Consider the following 16411-nt stretch of genomic DNA (forward strand, 5'->3'; position numbering starts at 1 on the left):
CCGCGGGCCCCGGTGAAAAATCCGCTGATCTTACGCCGTTTCGGTGATGGGGCGGTCGACCCAGGACATCAGGCCGCGCAGCTTCTTGCCGACCTCCTCGATCGGGTGCTGCTCGCCCTCCTGCTGCAACTTCTTGTAGTTGCCGCGGCCGGCGTCGTCCTCGTTCACCCACTCGGTGGCGAAGGTGCCGTCCTGGATCTCGCCCAGGATCTTGCGCATCTCCTCCTTGACCCCCGGCGTGATGACGCGCGGGCCGCGGGTGAGGTCGCCGAACTCGGCCGTGTCGGAGATCGAGTACCGCATGCGGGCGATGCCGCCCTCGTACATGAGGTCCACGATGAGCTTCAGCTCGTGCAGGCACTCGAAGTAGGCGACCTCGGGCGCGTAGCCCGCCTCGGTCAGCACCTCGAAACCGGTCTGCACCAGCGCGGACGCGCCACCGCAGAGCACGGCCTGCTCACCGAACAGGTCGGTCTCGGTCTCCTCCTTGAACGTCGTCTTGATGACGCCCGCGCGCGTGCCGCCGATGCCCTTGGCGTAGGACAGCGCCAGCGCCTGCGCGGTGCCGGAGGCGTCCTGCTCGACCGCGATCAGCGCGGGCACGCCCTTGCCGTCCACGAACTGGCGGCGCACCAGGTGGCCCGGGCCCTTCGGCGCGACCATGGCGACGTCCACGTTGGACGGCACGGTGATCAGGCCGTAGCGGATGTTGAAGCCGTGGCCGAAGAAGACCGCGTCGCCGTCCTTGAGGTTCGGCGCGATGTCGTTGGCGTAGATGTGCCGCTGCGCGGTGTCCGGCGCCAGGATCATGATCAGGTCGGCCTCGGCGGAGACCTCGGCGGGGGTGCCGACCGGCAGGCCCTCCTCCTCGGCCTTGGCGCGGGACTTGGAGCCCTCGGGCAGGCCGATCCGGACGTCGACGCCCGAGTCGCGCAGGCTCAGCGCGTGCGCGTGGCCCTGGCTGCCGTAGCCGATGACCGCGACCTTGCGCCCCTGGATGATGCTCAGGTCGGCATCGTCGTCGTAGAAGATCTCGACGCTCACTGGTGGTACTTCCTTCCTCGGAACTGAAAAATCAGCGCACCGCGGTCGCGGTGATGGAGCGGGCGCCACGGCCGATGGCGACCATGCCGGACTGGACGATCTCGCGGAGCCCGTAGGGCTCCAGCATCCGCAGCAGCGCGTCGAGCTTCTCAGACGTGCCGGTGGCCTCGACGGTGACCGCCTCCGGGGAGACGTCGACGACCTTCGCGCGGAAGAGCTGCACCGTCTCCAGGACCTGGCTGCGCACCGTCGCGTCGGCGCGCACCTTGACGAGCAGGAGCTGCCGCTGGACCGACGCGGCGGGTTCCAGCTCCACGATCTTGATGACGTTGATGAGCTTGTTGAGCTGCTTGGTGACCTGCTCCAGCGGCAGCTCGTCGACCGACACCACGATGGTCATCCGGGAGATGTCCGGGTGCTCGGTGCGGCCGACGGCCAGCGACTCGATGTTGAAGCCGCGCCGGGAGAACAGCCCCGCCACGCGGGCGAGGACGCCGGGCTTGTCCTCGACCAGAACGCTCAGGGTGTGCCTAGTCATCACGGGGTCACTCGTCCTCGTCGAACAGCGGGCGGATGCCACGCGCGGCCATGATCTCGCTGTTGCCGGTGCCCGCGGCGACCATCGGCCACACCTGGGCGTCCGCGCCGACCACGAAGTCGATGACGACCGGCCGGTCGTTGATCTCCATGGCCTGCTGGATGACCGCGTCGACCTCGTCGCGCGACTCGGCCCGCAGGCCCGCGCAGCCGTAGGCCTCGGCGAGCAGCTTGAAGTCGGGGATGCGGTGCTTGTGCGTGCCCAGGTCGGTGCTGGAGTAGCGCTCGCCGTAGAACAGCGTCTGCCACTGGCGGACCATGCCCAGGTTGCCGTTGTTGATGACCGCGACCTTGATCGGCAGGCCCTCGATGGCGCAGGTGGCCAGCTCCTGGTTGGTCATCTGGAAGCAGCCGTCGCCGTCGATCGCCCACACCTGGACGTCCGGCACGCCGGCCTTCGCGCCCATCGCGGCGGGCACCGCGTACCCCATCGTGCCGAGCCCGCCGGAGTTGATCCAGGTGCGCGGGCGCTCGTACTTCACGAACTGCGCGGCCCACATCTGGTGCTGGCCGACGCCCGCGGTGAACAGGGTGTCCGGCGGGGTCAGCAGGCCGATCCGCTCGATCACGTACTGCGGGGACAGCGTGCCGTCCTCGGGCCAGTCGTAGCCGAGCGGGAACGTCTCGCGCAGCGCGTCGAGCTGCTGCCACCAGGGCGCCAGGTCGACCGGGCGCGCCGCGTTCTCCTTCTCCGCGCGCACCGCCTCGACCAGGTCGCGGATGATCTCCTTGCAGTCGCCGACGATCGGCACGTCCGCGCGGCGGTTCTTGGAGATCTCGGCCGGGTCGATGTCGGCGTGCACGATCTGCGCGTCCGGCGCGAACGAGGCCAGCTGACCGGTGACCCGGTCGTCGAAGCGCGCGCCGAGGGCGATCAGCAGGTCCGACTTCTGCATCGCGGCGACCGCGCCGACCGTGCCGTGCATGCCGGGCATGCCCATGTGCTGCGGGTGCGAGTCGGGGAACGCGCCGCGCGCCATCAGCGTGGTGACCACCGGGATGCCGGTGGACTCGGCCAGTTCGAGCAGCTCGGGCGACGCGTCGGCCTTGATCACGCCGCCGCCGACGTACAGGACGGGGCGACGGGCCGCGGCGATCAGCTTCGCGGCCTCGCGCACCTGCTTGCCGTGCGGCCGGGTCGTCGGCCGGTAACCGGGCAGGCGCAGCTCCGGCGGCCAGGAGAACGAGGTCATCTCCTGGAGCACGTCCTTGGGGATGTCCACCAGGACGGGGCCGGGGCGGCCGGTGGAGGCCAGGTGGAACGCCTCGGCGACGGCGCGCGGGATGTCCGCGGCGTCGGTGACGAGGAAGTTGTGCTTGGTGATCGGCATCGTGATGCCGCAGATGTCGGCTTCCTGGAACGCGTCGGTGCCGATCAGGGGGCGGGACTGCTGGCCGGTGATGGCGACCACCGGGACGGAGTCCATGTTGGCGTCGGCGAGGGGCGTGACGAGGTTCGTCGCGCCCGGCCCCGAGGTCGCCATGCAGACGCCGACCTTGCCGGTGGCCTGGGCGTACCCGGTCGCGGCGTGGCCCGCGCCCTGCTCGTGGCGGACCAGGATGTGCCGCACCTTGGTCGAGTCGAGGAGTGGGTCGTAGGCAGGCAGGATCGTGCCGCCGGGAATGCCGAAGACCACCTCGCAGCCCACTGCCTCCAGCGAGCGGACGAGGGACTGGGCACCGGTCACGCGGACGGGAGCGCCGCTCGGCGGGGCCGGTTTCGGCCGCGGTCCAGGGCGGGGCGACGACTCTCCGGGAGCCGGTCGCGAGGTTGCGCTGGTCATCTGTCTGCCTCGTGGGTAAGGAGAATGCACGGTCCGGGCACGAAAAAACCCTCGCCAACCCGAACGGGTCGTACGAGGGTCGCGCGTCGACGCAAGCTCGAATGCCTAGGCGTCGACGCGCCTGGGAAGTACGAGAACGAGGTTGCGCTGCATGGGCCTGACGTTAACCGTCAAGCGGGTGGAGCGTCAACTGTGCGGGACGGCACTCCCGGATGGTGGAAACCCCACGTGCGTGGACGCGGCCCGAGGTCACCCGCTCGGACGATGAGGTGGCAGCATCTCGAACCGTGCCGAAAGTCGTGTTCCGCATCCCCACGCCCGCCCTGCTCGCCGCCGGTTCCGCGGCGATCTGCGCCACGCCCGTCGCCTGGGGCGCACCCGGTCTCCAGGCCCTCTACCTGCTGCCGGCGGCGTTCGCCTGGTGGGTGGTGCGCAACCGGACGACCGTGGACGGCGAGCGGATCGTGGCGCGGGGCACGTTCGGCAGGCGGGTCGTGCCGTGGTCGGAGGTGAAGGCGATCAAGGTGGTACCGAAGGGGTGGTTGTCGGCGGTGCTCGGTGACGACTCGGTCGTCCGGCTGCCCGCCGTCCGCGCCGCCCACCTGCCGACGTTGTCGCTGGTCAGCGGCGGGCGGGTGGCCGACCCGACGGCCGTGGCCGAGGCCGGGGAGCCCGGTGGGACGGCCGCCGGGCCTGACCGGGACGACACGCCTCCGCCCGTAAGGTCCGAGGGGTGAGTTCGAACACGCGGACCCTCGGCCGGCTGCCGGTCGTCAGCCTGGTGCTGTCGCTGGCGGGCCTGGCGGTGTCGACCTACCTCACCACCGCGCACTTCACCTCGGGCGCGCTGCTGTGCGCCGAGGGCGAGGTGATCGACTGCGGCACGGTGACCACCAGCGAGCAGTCGGAGCTGCTCGGCGTCCCGGTCGCGGTGCTGGGGCTCGCGTTCTTCGCGTTCCTGACCGTCGCGTGCCTGCCCTTCGCGTGGCGCAGCGAGGCGCTGCACTGGGCGCGGCTGGTGTCCGCCGGCGTCGGCGTGCTGTTCGTGGTGTACCTGGTCGCCGCCGAGTTCCTGCTGATCGGGAAGATCTGCCTCTGGTGCACGGCTGTGCACGTCATCACGCTCGCGCTCGCCGCCGTCCTGGTCACGGGCGCGTTGCGGCGGAGTAGTCTCTGAGGCACCGCTCCTCGCCTTTTCGCGCCCCACACCCCGCGCGCGCGTCGTATGCGACTTCGTTCGGCAAAGACTTCCTGGAGGAGCCGTGCCACCGCTCCGTTCCCGCACCACCACCCACGGCCGCAACGCCGCGGGCGCACGCGCGCTCTGGCGCGCGACCGGCATGACCGACAGCGACTTCGGCAAGCCCATCGTGGCCATCGCCAACTCCTACACGCAGTTCGTGCCGGGGCACGTGCACCTGCGCGACCTCGGGGACATCGTGGCCGAGGCGATCCGCGAGGCGGGCGGGGTGCCGCGCGAGTTCCACACGATCGCGGTCGACGACGGCATCGCGATGGGGCACGGCGGGATGCTCTACTCCCTGCCGTCGCGGGAGATCATCGCCGACTCGGTCGAGTACATGGTCAACGCGCACCAGGCCGACGCGATCGTGTGCATCTCCAACTGCGACAAGATCACGCCGGGGATGCTCAACGCGGCGATGCGGCTGAACATCCCGGTCGTGTTCGTCTCGGGCGGGCCGATGGAGGCGGGCAAGGCGGTCGTGGTGGACGGCGTCGCCGTCGCGCCGACCGACCTGATCACCGCGATCTCCGCGTCCGCCTCGCCGGACGTGGACGAGGCCGGGCTGGCCGAGGTCGAGCGGTCGGCGTGCCCGACCTGCGGCTCGTGCTCGGGCATGTTCACCGCGAACTCGATGAACTGCCTCACCGAGGCGCTCGGCCTGGCGCTGCCCGGCAACGGCTCCACGCTGGCCACGCACGCCGCGCGCCGCGAGCTGTTCGCCGAGGCCGGCCGCACGGTCGTGGCGCTGTGCGAGCGGTACTACGGGCAGGGCGACGAGTCGGCGCTGCCGCGGTCGATCGCGAACCGCCGGGCGTTCGAGAACGCCATGGCGCTGGACATGGCGATGGGCGGCTCCACGAACACCGTGCTGCACATCCTCGCCGCCGCGCGGGAGGGCGAGGTCGACTTCACGCTGGCCGACATCGACGCGCTCAGCCGCCGCGTGCCGTGCCTGGCGAAGGTGTCGCCGAACTCCGACTACCACATGGAGGACGTCCACCGGGCGGGCGGCATCCCGGCCCTGCTCGGCGAGCTGTGGCGGGCCGGCCTGCTCAACGAGGACGTGCACACCGTGCACAGCCCGGACGTGGCGTCGTGGCTGGGCCAGTGGGACGTGCGCGCCGAGTCGCCGTCGCCGCGCGCGGTCGAGCTGTTCCACGCGGCGCCCGGCGGGGTGCGCACCACCGAGGCGTTCTCCACGGCCAACCGGTGGTCGAAGCTGGACGCGGACGCCGCCGGTGGCTGCATCCGGGACGTCGAGCACGCCTACACCAAGGACGGCGGCCTGGCCGTGCTGCACGGCAACCTGGCCGAGCGCGGCGCGATCATCAAGGCGGCGGGCATCGACGAGGAGCTGTGGCACTTCGAGGGGCCGGCGCGGGTGGTCGAGTCCCAGGAGGAGGCCGTCTCGGCGATCCTGAAGAAGGAGATCCAGGCCGGTGACGTGCTCGTGGTCCGCTACGAGGGCCCGGCGGGCGGTCCGGGGATGCAGGAGATGCTGCACCCGACCGCGTTCCTGAAGGGCGCGGGCCTCGGCCGCGAGTGCGCGCTGATCACCGACGGCCGGTTCTCCGGCGGTACGTCGGGCCTGTCCATCGGCCACGTCTCGCCGGAGGCGGCGGGCGGCGGCGTGATCGGCCTGGTCCAGGACGGCGACCGGATCGTGATCGACATCCACGAGCGGCGGCTGGAACTGCTGGTGGACGACGAGGTGCTGGCCGAGCGGCGGGCCAAGGTGGAGGCGTCGGAGCGGCCGTGGCAGCCGGTCGACCGGGTCCGCCCGGTGACCGCGGCGCTGCGCGCCTACGCCCGGATGGCGACGGACGCCTCCACGGGCGCGGTGCGGGACGTGGACAGGTAGCCGGCCGGCGCTCCCCGTCTCCGTCTCCGTCTCCGACCTGACCACCACGCGAGGTCGCGTCGGCCGTTCGCGTCCTCATTCCCGGCGATCACGCTTGTCGATCGTCGGGAATCAGGGCGCGAACGGCCGACTTCCCGGCGACCTCGCCCGCCGTCTGCGGAGCAGCGGCAATCTAGCGGAAGACGTAGAGGGTGGCGGCGGTCGCGCCGGCCGCGATCACCAGGCAGATGAAGCCGGACAGCAGCGGGTGGCGGAACCAGCCGCGGTTGTAGTCGAGGGCGGCGCGGCCGGGGCCGGCGAACAGCGCCGCGAACGCCATCGCCGCGTACGCCGCCTCCAGCTCGACACCGTTGGGCGCGAAGAAGCCGCCCCGGTACTTCAGGGCGATGACGTTCGCCATCACGCCGAGCACACCGGCCGCGGCGAGCGGTGTGAACAGGCCGAGGACGAGCAGTACGCCACCGCCGAGCTCGGTCACGCCGGTGACCCAGGCCAGGATCCGCGCCTCGCGGAACCCGGCGGACTGGAGGTACCGGGTGAACCCGTCGATGCCCGGCCCGCCGAACAGGCCGAACACCTTCTGCAGGCCGTGCACGACGAACGCGCCGCCCAGCGCGAGCCGCAGCACCAGCAGGCCGATGTCGGCGCCGGCGGTCCAGCCGAACGGCTTGCGCTCGTCCTCGTCGTAGGCGTCGTAGTGGGCGGGCTTGTCCCGCAGGTCGGCCACCGGGGTGTAGCCGGAGGTGTCGAAGCCCTTGGTGTCCTTGCCGAACGCGTCGCCGTCGAGGGGCCGCGTGCCGTCGTCGAAGTGGTGAACTCCTCCGCCCGCGCCACTCGCCGAGTAGAACCCGTCGTCGGAGTAGCCGCCGGATGTGCTCGAGCGGTCGTCGTGAGTAGCCACGCACCCGCACGTTAGGAGGTTCGGACGACGTCCGCGAGCGTCCGTTCAGGGGGTGGAATTCACCCGAACGGACTAATAGTCACCCTTGACCAGGTTCCGGGGCAGCTCGCCCCGGGCGAACCGGTCGACCTCGGCCGCCACCACCGCGTACGCGCGCTCGGCGTGGCCCGTGCAGCTGCCGGCGACGTGCGGGGTGAGGAACAGGCCCGGCGCCGCCCACAGCGGGTGGTCCGGGGGCAGCGGCTCCGGCTCGGTCACGTCCAGCGCCGCGCGCAGCCGTCCCGAGGACAGCTCGGCCACCAGCGCGTCGGTGTCGACCACCGCGCCACGCGCGCCGTTGACCAGGATCGCGCCGTCCTTCATCCGGGAGAGGAACTCCGCGTCCACCATCCCGGTGGTCTCCTCGGTCAGCGGCACGACGACCAGCACCGCGTCGAAGCCGCCGAGCAGGTCGGGCAGCTCCTCGACGCCGTGCACGCCGTCCCGCGCGGTGCGGCCGACCATGGTCGCGGTCGCGCCGAACGGCTCCAGCCTGCGCCGGAACTGCTCGCCCAGGTCGCCCGCGCCGACCACGAGCACCTTCTTGTCCTGCAACGTCTCCGTGAGGTGGTAGTCCCAGCGGCGTTCCTGCCTGGCCCGCTCGAACACCGGGAAGTCCCGGTAGAGCGCGAGCAGCGCGCCGATCGCCCACTCGGCCGTGCTGCCGCCGTGCGCGCCCCGGCACGTCGACAGCATCACACCTTCGGGTACGACGCCGACGAACCGCTCCGCGCCCGCCGACAGCAGCTGCACCAGCTTCAGCGACGGCAGCCGGCCGAACACCTCACGCGGGTCCGCGCCCTGGAGGAACTTCGGCACCAGGACTTCCGCGTGGGCGGCCTCGGCGGGCAGCGGCTGCCCCGGCTCGTAGCGGACGGGCCGCACACCCTCCACGTCGGACAGCACGCGGACACCCAGGTCGTCGGGGACCAGAACGGTAAGGCTCACGGGGGCGCACGTTACGGCACACTTGCCGCCATGCGGGAGCACGACGTCTTCTCCGCGGACGGCACGCGGATCAGGTTGTGGCGCACCGAGGCCGACGGGCCGGACGTGCTGCTGAGCCACGGCCTCGGCGTCGCGCCGACGGTGTGGCCGGAGCTGCCGTCGGCCCGCGTGCACGGCTGGCACCACCGCGGCACCCTCGACTCGGACCGGCCGGCCGACCCGTCCCGCGTCGAGCCGGCGGACCACGTCGCCGACGCGCTGGCCGTGCTGGACGACGCCGGCGTCGAGGGGTGCGTGGTGGTCGGCTGGTCGATGGGCGTGACGGTGGCCGCCGAGCTGGCGCTGCGGCACCCGGACCGGGTGACCGGGCTGATGCTGGTCACGGGCGCGCCGGGGGACGCGCTCGCGAACGCGTTCGGCCTGCCGGGCGTGCCGGAGCCGGTGCGGCGGCTGCTCGGCGTGGGCGGGCTGACGGCGTTGAGGGCCGCCGCGCCGCTGCTGGACGCCGTGCTGCACCGCGTGCCGGTGCCGGACGTCGGCGGGCCGCTGGTCGGGTCGTTGCGCCGCTACCTCCGGCACGACTGGGGCTGGTACCTGACCCTCGCGCTGGCGCTGGGCCGCGCGCCCCGGCTCGACCTGACCGGCGTGACGTGCCCCACAACGGTGCTGGCGGGCCGGTACGACTTCCTGGCCCCGGTCGACGACGTGCTCGGCCCGGTCGCCGCGCTGCCGCAGGCCAGGGTGCGGGTGCTGCCGAACACGCACTTCCTGCCGCTGGAGGACCCCCGGGTGGTGGTGGACGAGCTGGAGCTCCTGCTCGACCGGGTCGACGCCGTGCGCCGGGCCGTGCGCGACGACGTGGAAGGGCCGCTCACCTCGCGTTCACGGCCGCGCGCTTAACCTGGGAACCGTGTCACGACTGCGTGGAGTGCTGATCGGTTCGGCCCTCGGCCTGCTGGCCGCGGGCTGCGCGAGCTTCCCCGAGCAGCCGGGACCGGCGGGGTGGAGCGCGGCCCAGCAGCTGACGCCGCAGGTCGGGCCGGTGCCCGAACTGCCCGGCGAGCTGCCGAAGGGCCCCGCCCAGGGTCAGCAGCCCGGCCAGCAGCCGACGCCCGTGCCACCGCCGCAGGGCTGCAAGGACTTCAACCCCGCCGTGGTCGGCACGTGCCTGAGCCCGATCTCCGGCGTGGCGCTGACCGACGTCAACCAGACCACCGGCGCGGTGACCGCGCTGGCCACCGAGCGCGCCACCGGGCGGTTGCTCAGGGTGACCAAGGACGTGGACCCGGTCGAGGTGGCCAAGGTCGAGGTGGACGCGGCGGCCGACGGCGGGCTCACCGGGCTCACGCTGTCGCCGACGTACGCCGAGGACCAGCTGATCTTCGTGTACGCGACCACCGCGACCGACAACCGGGTGCTGCGGATCGCGCCGGACGACGTGCCCAAGCCCGTGCTGACCGGCATCCCGAAGGGCCCGACCGGCAACCGCGGCGCGCTCGCCTACGACCGCACCGGCGCGTTGCTGGTGGCGACCGGTGACGCGGGCAACCCGGCGGCGGCGGCCGACCCGAACTCGTTGGCCGGGAAGGTGCTGCGGATCGACGCCACCGGCCAGCCCGCGCGCGGCAACCCGGCGGCGGGCTCGCGGGTGCTGGCGAGCGGGCTGAGGTCGCCCGGCGGGCTGTGCGTGTCCGGCGACGGCACGAAGGCGTGGGTGACCGACGCGGGCGCGACCGCGGACCTGCTGTACCGGATCGAGCCGGGCAAGGCGCTCGGCGACCCGGCGTGGTCGTGGGCCGAGCGCCCCGGTGTCGGCGGCTGCGGGTCGTTCTCGAACACGGTGATGGTGGCCGCGAGCGCCACCCCCGGGCTGCTCAACCTGCCGATGAACCCGGACGGCAGCTTCACCGGCAAGCCCGAGGCGAGCATGACCGGCGAGGACGGCTTCGGCCGCCTCGGACCGCTGCTGATGCTCGACGACACGACCGCGCTGGCCGGCACGGTGAACAAGGGCGCGGGCGGCACGCCGGTCTCCAGCGACGACCGCGTGGTGATCATCGTGCGGGAGAGTGTCGCCGGCGGCAGCAAGGACTGACCGCCGTCAGGGCGCCGTCGTGCGGTAGATGGCGTCCGCGACCTGCCAGTACAGGCCCTTCGGGTGGTCGCGGAACAGCGGTTCGGTGCCGAACAGCACCGCCCGCGCGCCCCGTGGCGACGTGCCCGCCACGACCGCCGCCTGACCGACCGCGTCCCCGCTGCCCCCCGAGCCGTCCGGGCGGGTCGCCCAGTGCCCGGCGACGAAGCCCTGGTACCGCTGCCGCGCGCGCACGCCCGGCCCGAGGTCGGTGAACCAGTACGGCGCGTAGACGAACGAGTGGCCGACCGCGCCCGCCTCGTCCACCACCGACACGACGCCGTTCGCGTCCTCCCGGCCCGCGACCGCGCGCACCGGCAGCACACCGGCGTCGGCGTTGAACCTCGCGCCCGTCGCGCCGCGCGTCACCACCCCGCCGCGCGCCAGGAACGCGTCCACCGCCGCCTTGGCCGGCGCGCCGAGCCGGTCGTACCGCAACCCCGACGACACGAGCAGCACGTCGACGCCGGACAGGTCGAACCCGCCGTCCAGCACCGCCGTCGACACCGGCCGGACGTCGAAACCCATGTCCCGCAACGCCTTCAGCTCGTCCGCCGCGACCGCGCCCGCCACCACGGGACGCCGCAGCGGCACACCGCCCGGCGCCGCCGCCGTGAACCGAGCGCCGTGCCGGTGCGACACCTCCTCGGCCACCGACCGCGCCGACGCGGGCACCACGATCGTGCCGTCGTCCTGCCGGCGCAGCCCGATCCCCCGCGCGAGCAGGTCGTTCACCGCTGCCGCGTCCCTGCCGTCGGCCAGCGCCAGCGCCAGGTCAGCGCCCTCCGGCGCGTGCAGCGAGCCCGTCGCCGACGCCGCCATCACCTCGCGCCCGCGCACGTCCAGCGGCCCGTCCCGCACGACGTCCACCGACGCGCCCCACAGCAACCGGTGGCTCCAGCCGCTGATGTCGTACATCACCGGCACGGTGTCGGAGAGGTCCCGGCCGGCCTCCAGCATCACGTTCGCCAGCGCCCGCTTCGGTTGGTGCAGGTCCACCACGTAGGACCCGGCCGGGTAGGACCGGTCGCCCAGGGTGAACGGCCGGACGGCCCGCATCACCCGGACGTCGTGCGCCACCAGGTGGTCGACCAGGCGGGCGGCGGCCTGCCCGGACCGCTGCGCGTCACCCACCGGTATGACGTACCCGCGCGGGAACTCGGTGGTGTAGCGGTCTTCGGGGCCGAAGCCGGGCACGAAGCCGTCCGGCACGGCCCGCTGCGGCTCGCCCGCCGAACCCCGGCGGAACACCTCGATCTGGTTGTCCACCATGGCGGTCCGGTGTTCGCTCACGTACGTGAGCGCGCTGCGGATCGTCGCCTCGACCACGTCCGTGTTGATCGCCGAACGCCGCCGCAACTCCGTCACCGGCTGTGTCTCGTAGTCGGCCCGGTTCACGCGCATGGGGATCTCGATCGTGTAGGACACCGCGCCGTGGTACATCGAGTACTGCGCGGTGTAGATCGGCGCCCAGCCGTCCCACACGCCCGGCTCGTAGTCGCGGAACGGGATCTCCGGCGTGGCCGCCTCCGGGTGGCCGAGCGCCTGGACCGCCTGTTCCATCCGCAGGCCGCCCGCGTAGCCGTGCCCGACGTAGAGGTCGAAGTCGTAGTTCTGGCCGTGCGGCGGCGTGGTGGGCTCGATCAGCGTGGTGGCCACGTAGCCGTGCTCGTCGAGCACGAGCAGCGGCTGGATGCGCTTGACCACGTCCCGCATCGCCCGCGACTCCGGCTGCGACGAGGTGACGAAGTCGCGGTTCAGGTCGAACCCGGCCGCGTTGGCGCGCGTGCCCGCCACCCGGCCGTCCGGGTTCGCGGTCAGGTTCACGTAGACGCGGTGCCGGCGCAGGAAGTCCCGCGCGGCCGGGTCGACGGCGAGGTCCTCGACCACCCGCAGCGCCCCGTCGGTGCCCTCCCACTCGTCGCCGTGGATGTTGGCGTTGACCCACACCGGGGCCTTGTAGCCGGCGCGCAGGAAGATGTCGCGGGCGGCGGCGGTCGGGTCGTTCTCGATCTCGTCCCGCCACGCCTCCTGCCTACGCGTCTCCGCCGGGCTCTCCGGCGCGGTGAGCGTGACCAGGTAGAGGTCGCGGCCCGCGGTCGACCGGCCGACGACCTCGACGGACACCCGGTCGCTGCGCCGTTGCAGGTCGTTGAGGCGCGGCGCGAGCGCGTGGTACGGCGCGAGGCCGAGCTTGATCGCCCGGTCGGCCGGGTCCTCCGGGTAGGCGCGGAGCTGCGTGCGGCGCGGGTAGCCGGGGTTGGCGTCGGGCCAGTTGTCGCCGCGCGCGGTGGCGTGCAGCGGCGGGTCGACGGCGGCGACCTGGTTGCGCTCGGGCCCGTTGCCCGGCTCGTGCGCCCGGCCCGGCGCGGGCGCGGAGGTCGCGGGGGTGGTCATCGTGGCCAGCAACAGCACCGTGAGCGTCAACCAGCGCACCGGGCCCCCTAGGGGTGATCGCCGAAGAACTCCTCCACCCTGACTAGTGGGTGCGGGTGATCCGGGTCAACCGGTCGAATGGCTGGTCAGCGGCGCTACCCCGAACCGAGGCACACGAACGGACGACGCAGCGGGTCGACGGCGACCGCCTCGGCCAGCGCCACCGCGGGTGACGCGCCGCCCGCCAGGTTGCGGTGGAAGTCGGCCATCGCCGCCGCCGACGGCTGGTCGCCGACCCTGCTGGACGCGGCGATCACCGTCCGCGCGCCGCCGGCCAGCAGCGCGCCCGCGAAGCCGAGCGGCTCGTCGCCGGGGCGCACCCGGTTCAGCGCCAGCTCGCACGCGGCCAGCACGACCTGGTGCGGCGGGCGGCGCACCCGGCCGATCTCGTGCGCGAACATCGCCCCGTCCACCAGCTCCAGCCGGGAGAACAGCGCGTTCTCCGGCTCGTGCTCGCCGTGCGCGGCGATGTGCGCGAGCTCGACGCCGTCCAACGCCTCCAGCACCGCGCTGACCTTGGCCTCGGTGACGCCCAGCAGCTTCGCGTCGCCGTGGTAGCCGGCGAGCCGGTCGATCTCGCCCTGCGCGGCCTGCAACCCGGGGCCGCGCACCAGCAGCACGCCTTCGACGTGGTCGCGCTCCCGGCGGATCGCCGACACCCACGCGGTGGCCGACGGCACCGCCGTCGTGGGCCGGTTCACGCAGGTCGGCAGCACTCCCCACGGCACCACGTACAACGCGCCGGTCGGCACCACGACCAGCTCCCGGTCGCCGATCATCGGCGCCAGCGGGCGCAGCAGCAGCCGGTCCAGCTTCTCCGCCTCGCGCCGCGCGGACGCCGAGATGACCGCCGCCAACGGCGCCGGCAGGTGGTCGGGCGCGAGCGCGTTGAGGTCCGCGTGCAGGCGGCGCGCGCCCTCGGTGGCGTCGGCGGCCGACCCTAGGCGGACCATGCGCACGCGCGTGCCGGCGAGGACCACGGCGATCAACTCGTCACCGGACACCGCGAAGCTCACCATCGCCCGCCCGGCCAGCCGGGACAGCACCTCGTCCGGCATGACGACGGGGCGCGGCGTGCCCCACGGGCTCGCGTTCCAGCCCATCCGGGTGGCCGCGCGCTGGCTCGCCTTGAGCCGCGACTCCAGCTCACCGGTCGGCAGGCCGTCGAGGCGGGCCCGCAGCAGCGCCCGGCTCAGGGTGCGCACCTCGGTGATCCGCTCACCCAGCTCGGAGTCCACAGTGGACACCGCCGGGTCGTACCGGTACAGCTGGGCCCTGGTGCGCTCCAGCCAGGTGAACAGGCGCTTGGCGTTGGCCGCCGAGTCCGTGCCGCCCAGCACCAGGCGCACGGCGAGTTCGCCCAGCTCACGGCCGTGCACGGCGGTGCCCGACACCAGTTCCAGCCCGCCGAGCCGGTCCCGCATCCGGCCCAGTTCGGCCAGGCCCGCCTTGGCCTGCGCCAACGCCACCCGCTGGTTGCCGCGGGCCAGCGCCAGCTCCGCCCGGCACAGCCGCAGCAGCATCCGGTGGTCGATGGGCGTGATCCGGCGCGTCTTGGGCACGCTGCGGAGCAGTTCGGCGCCGCGGTCCGGGTCGCCGCGCCGGATCTCCAGCCGCGCGGCCAGCACCAGCGCGAACGCGGACTGGTCGTGCAGCTTCAACCCGGCCAGCTCCGCCGACAGCTCGCCCGCCCGCCGCACCACCCCGGCGACCGGGCGCCGGGAGCCGAGCGCGCGGACCGCGTCCACCCGCAGCGCGATCAACCCCGCCACCGCCGCCCACGCCGGGCTGCCGCGACCGACCAGCTTGCGCTGCGCCGAGGTCGCGGTCCGCCGGGCCAGCACGAGGTCGCCGTCCTGCAACGCCGCCGCCGCGCGGAACAGCTCGGCCTCGGCGACGTCCTGCCCGATGCGCTGGCGGCGCAGCTCCGGCAGCACCTCGTCCAGCAACCGGCCCGCCTCGTCGGCCAGCCCGACGCTGATCATCGCCTCGGCCTGGTCGATGCGCAGGCGCAGCAGCAGGCCGGGTTCGAGGGCCTGGAACGCCCGGTTGGCCTCGTGGTAGTGGCGCAGGGCGGCCGGGATGTCGCCGGCGCGCTGCACCGCGTTGCCCAACGCGTGCTTGGCGATCGCGGCGCGCAGCGGCAGGCCGTGCGCGTCGGCGAGCTCGACGGCGCGGTCGAGGTCGCGGGCGGCCTTGTCGTGGCGGTGCACCTCGCCGTGCGCGTTGCCCCGGTTGGACAGGGCCAGCGCGAGCAGGTCGACGGCCTCGGGGTCGGCGTGCGCGGACAGGCGCCGCGCGCTGCGCTCGATCTCGCGGTCGAGCTGGGCGATGCCCTCGTCGATGCGGCCGACCCGGCACAGCAGGGCCGCCCGGTTGAGGTTGACCAGGGTGGACAGGTGCGCCCGCAGCTCCTCGTCGCGCAGCCCGGCGAGTTCCGCGTCGACCCCGGCGAGCTGGGTGAGGCCGTCGTCGACCTTGCCCGTCTCGGCGAGGCAGAACGCGAGCGTGTTCCGCAGCCGCGTGCGGACCTCGAGCCGTTCCTGGGGGTCGATGCCCGGCGTCTCCAGCAGCGCCAGCCCCCGGCGCATCTGCCGGATGGCGGACGGGTGGCGGTCCGCGGTGGCCGCGTCCAACGCGCTGCGGTGCAACTGCCGGGCCCGTCCGACGGCGTGCTCCGGGCCGGCGGGGCCACGCGTTTCGCCAGGCACGCTCATATGAGATCACAAGCGGCAGAAGAATGCCGCCGGCCGGTGGCCGACGGCATTCAGCGTGACGTCACCGTGATTGCCGGTGACCTGTATTACTTCGTCTGGGTGACAGCCACCGGCTCGTCGGTGGTCGGCTTGTACGGGCCGCCGTTCGTCTCCGGGTCGCCGGTCGGCTTGTACGGGCCGCCCATCGGCTTCAGGAGCCGCTCGACCTCCGGGTCGTCCGTGGTCGGCTTGTACGGGCCGCCCGTCGGCTCCAGCCCCCCGATGTCGACCAGGTCGGTGGTGGTCTGGCCGGTGTCCGCGACCACGTCGGCGACCGCGTCCTCGATGGCGTCGATCTCGGCGACGAGCTTCGGGTCAGTGCGTGTCATGGCGTTGCCTCCCCTACAACGGAATCCCCTGATCGGGGCATCCTCGGCGGATGTTCAGGTCGTTCCGGTGGCCCCCCGGCCTGCCGAACGGCCCAAGCCTTACACAGATGGACGCACCTGGGGAGAAGGAAATTCACCGAGAGCTACCGAAGAGTGGATCTTGAGCTTCGCTGACCAGCACGGGAGGGGCCGTTCGGAAAGCGTTACCACTCGAACGGACTAATGTGTTAACAGGCTGAAGGCGCGTTGGGTCCGCAATAGGGCGAGTCCGCTTGGTCCGTCCGGCGTGGAATCGCCTCCCGGACATTCCCGGCCGGACACGGGCCGTCCCGAAAT

At 73.0% G+C, this 16411-nt stretch carries 13 protein-coding genes; 5 read left to right on the top strand and 8 right to left on the bottom strand.

Annotation, left to right across the window (positions count from 1 at the left end; translation table 11 throughout):
- Positions 1-30: 30 nt before the first annotated feature.
- From ilvC to ACQPYE_RS34365, 3 genes are read right to left on the bottom strand one after another with little or no spacing between them, the layout of a single operon-like run.
- Positions 31-1044: a ketol-acid reductoisomerase gene (gene ilvC, locus ACQPYE_RS34355; RefSeq protein ID WP_123745877.1), complete on the bottom strand. Its 1014-nt coding sequence runs from the start codon at positions 1042-1044 to the stop codon at positions 31-33.
- Positions 1045-1075: 31 nt separating this feature from the next.
- A complete protein-coding gene (gene ilvN / locus ACQPYE_RS34360) occupies positions 1076-1582 on the bottom strand; it encodes an acetolactate synthase small subunit (protein ID WP_053723072.1) in 507 nt (168 codons plus the stop codon).
- Between the two features lie 7 nt (positions 1583-1589).
- Entirely contained in the window at positions 1590-3425 is a 1836-nt protein-coding gene (locus tag ACQPYE_RS34365) for an acetolactate synthase large subunit (protein ID WP_498717249.1), read from the bottom strand.
- 287 nt (positions 3426-3712) lie between these two features.
- Here ACQPYE_RS34365 and ACQPYE_RS34370 point away from each other — a divergent pair, with 287 nt between their 5' ends.
- The 3 genes from ACQPYE_RS34370 to ilvD all read left to right on the top strand — a co-directional run bounded on the left by ACQPYE_RS34370 (position 3713) and on the right by ilvD (position 6532).
- Positions 3713-4162, top strand: a complete 450-nt coding sequence (locus ACQPYE_RS34370; protein WP_498717250.1) for a PH domain-containing protein — start codon at positions 3713-3715, stop codon at positions 4160-4162.
- A complete protein-coding gene (locus ACQPYE_RS34375; RefSeq protein WP_498717251.1) occupies positions 4159-4602 on the top strand; it encodes a vitamin K epoxide reductase family protein in 444 nt (147 codons plus the stop codon). The genes ACQPYE_RS34370 and ACQPYE_RS34375 overlap by 4 nt, the downstream gene beginning before the upstream one ends.
- An 85-nt stretch (positions 4603-4687) precedes the next feature.
- Entirely contained in the window at positions 4688-6532 is a 1845-nt protein-coding gene (ilvD, locus tag ACQPYE_RS34380; protein WP_498717252.1) for a dihydroxy-acid dehydratase, read from the top strand.
- Positions 6533-6704: 172 nt separating this feature from the next.
- Here the strand turns inward: ilvD and ACQPYE_RS34385 are convergent, their stop codons facing one another.
- Together ACQPYE_RS34385 and ACQPYE_RS34390 are read right to left on the bottom strand one after the other, a co-directional pair.
- Entirely contained in the window at positions 6705-7433 is a 729-nt protein-coding gene (locus ACQPYE_RS34385) for a DoxX family protein (RefSeq protein ID WP_498717253.1), read from the bottom strand.
- Between the two features lie 72 nt (positions 7434-7505).
- Entirely contained in the window at positions 7506-8420 is a 915-nt protein-coding gene (locus tag ACQPYE_RS34390) for a 2-hydroxyacid dehydrogenase (RefSeq protein WP_498717254.1), read from the bottom strand.
- A 30-nt stretch (positions 8421-8450) separates the two neighbouring features.
- On the opposite strand from ACQPYE_RS34390, the gene ACQPYE_RS34395 reads away from it, so the two are divergent.
- A complete protein-coding gene (locus ACQPYE_RS34395; protein ID WP_498717255.1) occupies positions 8451-9320 on the top strand; it encodes an alpha/beta fold hydrolase in 870 nt (289 codons plus the stop codon).
- 10 nt (positions 9321-9330) lie between these two features.
- Complete coding sequence (locus ACQPYE_RS34400) at positions 9331-10515, top strand: PQQ-dependent sugar dehydrogenase (protein WP_498717256.1); 1185 nt, start codon at positions 9331-9333, stop codon at positions 10513-10515.
- A 6-nt stretch (positions 10516-10521) separates the two neighbouring features.
- Here the strand turns inward: ACQPYE_RS34400 and ACQPYE_RS34405 are convergent, their stop codons facing one another.
- From ACQPYE_RS34405 to ACQPYE_RS34415, 3 genes are all read right to left on the bottom strand, one after another.
- A complete protein-coding gene (locus tag ACQPYE_RS34405; protein WP_498717257.1) occupies positions 10522-12990 on the bottom strand; it encodes a M14 family zinc carboxypeptidase in 2469 nt (822 codons plus the stop codon).
- Positions 12991-13085: 95 nt separating this feature from the next.
- Positions 13086-15701: a CHAT domain-containing protein gene (locus ACQPYE_RS34410; protein WP_498717258.1), complete on the bottom strand. Its 2616-nt coding sequence runs from the start codon at positions 15699-15701 to the stop codon at positions 13086-13088.
- 92 nt (positions 15702-15793) lie between these two features.
- A complete protein-coding gene (locus ACQPYE_RS34415; RefSeq protein ID WP_498717259.1) occupies positions 15794-16075 on the bottom strand; it encodes a hypothetical protein in 282 nt (93 codons plus the stop codon).
- Positions 16076-16411 lie beyond the last annotated feature (336 nt).

The sequence above is a fragment of the Actinosynnema sp. CA-299493 genome, from assembly GCF_050946825.1.
Classification (GTDB): Bacteria; Actinomycetota; Actinomycetes; order Mycobacteriales; family Pseudonocardiaceae; genus Actinosynnema.

Coding starts and splice junctions, on each gene's coding strand:
- ilvN (WP_053723072.1), bottom strand. CDS start 1,582: ATGACTAGGCACACCCTGAGCGTTCTGGTCGAGGACAAGCCCGGCGTC.
- ACQPYE_RS34365 (WP_498717249.1), bottom strand. CDS start 3,425: ATGACCAGCGCAACCTCGCGACCGGCTCCCGGAGAGTCGTCGCCCCGC.
- ACQPYE_RS34395 (WP_498717255.1), top strand. CDS start 8,451: ATGCGGGAGCACGACGTCTTCTCCGCGGACGGCACGCGGATCAGGTTG.
- ACQPYE_RS34415 (WP_498717259.1), bottom strand. CDS start 16,075: ATGACACGCACTGACCCGAAGCTCGTCGCCGAGATCGACGCCATCGAG.